Genomic DNA, 3,420 nt, shown 5'->3' on the forward strand with positions numbered 1-3,420 from the left:
GCCGCGGCCGACCCGCGCGCCGGTGCGCGGCGTGGGCCCCGCCCCGAATGGGGCGGGGCGGGGCCCACGGACGGCACGGCGCCCTCACGGGTCGTGCGGCCGGCGGCGACGGGCGGGACCGCGGCCACGGTGCGGCCGGCGGCGGGCACCAGGGCCACGGTGAGGCGGCGGGGCACGGCGGCGGCGCGCGGGGTCTTGCGGTGACGGACGGTCATACGGACGGGCGGACGGACGTACGGACGGCCGCGCCCGTCGTTCCCCCCGGCCTCTTCGTTCCCCCCGGCTCCTTCGTTCCCCCCGCCTCTTCGCGACGGTCCGGTCCCGGCCGTCGACGCACCGTAAGAGCGTGTTCGCCGGGCCCTGGTTCCGTTTTCTCACCGCCTTCTTCGCGCCGACACCCCGGCGGCGCAGCGGTGACAGAGACACCGGCAGAGACAGACACAGCGGCAGCGGCAGCGGCAGCGGCAGAAAGGGGCGGGCCGGATTCCGGGCGTGTCACACCCGTCCTCCGGTCATTCCGGTGCCGGCGGCCACCGGCTCTCGGCCAGCCGGGCGAGGTTGTCCAGGGCCATACGGGTGCCCCGTTCGTTGTCGCGTGGGGGGATCGCGTCGGGGACGCCCTCGTGCCGGATCTCCACGTCCGTACCGCCGTCGGCCGCGGTGAGCGTCGTCGTCATCGTCATGGTGGAGCCCAGGGCTTCGTCGCCGGTCTCGAAGGCGAAGACCTCGACCACCAGCGCGCCCGGCACCAGCCGGACGAAGTGGCCCCGGTAGGTGTCCGTGCGCCCGCCGGACTTGCCCGCTCCGGCCGGGTCGTCGTAGGTGAGGGAGACCCGGAACGAGCCGCCCTCACGGGCGTCGAACACGTGCACCCGGGCGGCCATCCCGGCCGGGACCCGCCAGGCCGCGACGGCGTCCGGGTCGGTCAGGAGCCGGTACACGGCCTGCGGGGGCGCCTGCACGTGCCGGACGGCGCGAGTGGTGTACACGGGGCTCACGTTAGCCGCCCGGCGCCCGCCCGGCCGCACGTACGGCCGGAGGCGGGGCCGGGGTCCGGGAGGTGGTTCGGACCCCGGCCCCGGGTCTGTCACGGCTTGCGGGCGACCGCGCCGTACATCGCGATGTCCTCGTCCCGGACGCCCTGCTCGCCGCTGCCGTCGGGGTGCCACTTGTGCACCTGCACGATGCCGGGATCGACCAGTTCGAGCCCCGCGAAGAACTCCCCGGCCTCCGACCGGGTGCGCAGCCGCATCGGCATGTCGCGGGCCGCGTACTCGCGGGCGACCCGGCCCACTTCGGCGGGGGCGAAGTCGGCGGTACCGATGGACATCGCGAGGTGGCTGCCGGCCGGCAGCGGCTCCAGCAGCCTGCGCACGACACCGACCGCGTCGTCCGCGTCCAGCATGAAGTGCACGATCGCGATGACGGTGAGGGCGACGGGCCTGCTCAGGTCCAGGGTCTCGCGCAGCTCGGGGGCGTCCAGGATGGCCGACGGATCACGGAAGTCGGCCTCCAGGTAGGCGGTCCGGCCCTCGGGGGAGCTGGCCAGCAGCCCCTGCGAGAGGGTGAGCACGATCGGGTCGTTGTCGACGTAGACGACCCGCGACTCGGGGGCCACGGCCTGGGCGATCTCGTGCAGGTTGGGCGAGGTCGGGACTCCGGTGCCGATGTCCAGGAACTGGCGCATGCCGGCGTCCTCGGCGAGCCAGCGCACGGCGCGGTTCATCCAGTCCCGGTTGGCACGCATGTGCACCGGGAGCGCGGGCCACTCCCGGGCCATGGCGTCGCCCGCCTCCCGGTCGGCGGGGTAGTAGTCCTTGCCGCCGAGGATGTAGTCGTAGATCCGCGCGGAGTGCGCGTTCTCGGTGTCGATCCGGTCGGCCGGCCATCCGTTGTCGGACAACGCCGTGTCTCCCATTCGAGTCGGGGGTCGTAGCTCGCGCCGGCGAGGGCGGGGCGGGACGCGGGTGCGGGGGGCGGGACGCGGGTGCGGGGAGGACGGGCGGCGGGTCACCACTCCTTGCGCAGAGCGGTGAGCAGGGCTTCGGTCTTCCTCGCGGACGCGGCCTGGGCGCTGAGCCGGTCCAGGGCCTCCCGGTAGACCACGACGTCGTCGGCCTTGTCGAGGTAGACCGGCCCGACGAGGCCGTTCAGGTAGCCGATGTCGGGCAGTTCGCGCGCCCGGAACCGGAAGAGGTGGAACGCCCCGGCCCACAGGGCGGGGTGCGGTCCGTTGGCGAACGGCATGAGCTGCACGGTGACCTGAGGCAGCCGGCCGACCTCGACGAGGTGGTCGATCTGCGCGCGCATCACCCCGGGGCCGCCGACCGGCCGGCGCAGCACGGTCTCGTCCATCACCACCCACAGCCGTGGCGAGGCGGGCCTGGCCAGCAGCTCCTGGCGGTGCATGCGCAGCGCGACGCGGCGCTCGGTGGCTTCGGCGGACGAGTGCGGATGGGCCGCGGTGAGCAGGGCGCGGGCGTAGTCCTCGGTCTGCAGCAGCCCGTGCACGAACTGGTTCTCGTACGCGCGGACCTGGAGGGCCGCCTGCTCCAGGCTGAGGTAGGCGGCGAACCAGTCGGGCATGACATCGCGGTACGTGTGCCACCAGCCACGCTTGTTGGCCTCGCGCACGGACTGCAGGAAGGTGTCGATCTCCTCGCGGTCGGTGACGCCGTAGACCTGGAGGAGTTTCTCGGCGTCCGCGAGCCGCAGGCGCGCCACCTTGGCGGCTTCCATGCGGCGGATCGTGGAGTGGCTGACCCCGATGGCCGCGCCCGCCTCGGCATAGCCGAGGCCGGCCCGGGTACGCAGTTCCTCCAGTTGCCTGCCGAGGATCATGCGCAGCACGGAGGGGGCACCGCCCCAGTCGGTCTCCGCGGTCACACCCACCCCCTCGTCAGGCCCCTGGATCACCTTGGCACGCGATCGGTTTCCCGTGCGCGTTCGATCACGTTCTGGCGGATGCAGCATGCACCTGGCCAGTTGAAAATTTCAACTTGCCGGTTGCGGGGCCCTGTCGGCAGGTGCCAGAGTGGAGGCACTGCTCCGGCCGACCCACGGAGCAGACGGCGCGGCCGACTTGGGGAGACAGGCCGCCACCACCGCCTCCGGCCGGGCGGCGGAACGTCTGCTGTCCGGGCGGCCGGCCCGACACCCGCGACCCCACTCGCGAGGCCGGACGAAAGGCGCACGGCGATGGCTCCGCCCTCCCTCCCCCGACCGCTCCACCGACGACTCCCCCCGGCCGCCGACTCGCGCAGACCGCCGCGGACCGCTCCGGAGGGCCGGGAGGCGCCCCTGGCCGGGGTGGCGCTGCACAGCCGGGCGGCGGACAGCGCGGCGCGTCCCGGCCGCACACCGGACGGCGGGCAGCTTCCGCATCGGCTGCCGGCCCCGGCCCGCGTCCCCGGGCCGCCC

The 3,420-nt window shown here is 74.3% G+C and carries 3 protein-coding genes and 1 pseudogene; all 4 read right to left on the reverse strand.

Features of this window, described 5'->3' with window-relative positions; genetic code table 11:
* Positions 1-215 (reverse strand): annotated as a pseudogene (locus GT045_RS39990) (peptidoglycan-binding protein); the annotation flags it as partial.
* A gap of 297 nt (positions 216-512) precedes the next feature.
* Positions 513-989: an SRPBCC domain-containing protein gene (locus GT045_RS25565; protein WP_161298777.1), complete on the reverse strand. Its 477-nt coding sequence runs from the start codon at positions 987-989 to the stop codon at positions 513-515.
* A 98-nt stretch (positions 990-1,087) separates the two neighbouring features.
* Positions 1,088-1,903 carry an SAM-dependent methyltransferase gene (locus tag GT045_RS25570; protein ID WP_161298776.1) on the reverse strand — a complete coding sequence of 272 codons (816 nt, stop codon included), beginning with the start codon at positions 1,901-1,903 and terminating at the stop codon, positions 1,088-1,090.
* 107 nt (positions 1,904-2,010) lie between these two features.
* Positions 2,011-2,886 (reverse strand): helix-turn-helix transcriptional regulator, encoded by an 876-nt coding sequence (locus tag GT045_RS25575; RefSeq protein ID WP_161335593.1) that lies wholly within the window; start codon positions 2,884-2,886, stop codon positions 2,011-2,013.
* Positions 2,887-3,420 lie beyond the last annotated feature (534 nt).

The sequence above is a fragment of the Streptomyces sp. SID486 genome (assembly GCF_009865385.1).
In the GTDB taxonomy this organism is placed as follows: domain Bacteria; phylum Actinomycetota; class Actinomycetes; order Streptomycetales; family Streptomycetaceae; genus Streptomyces.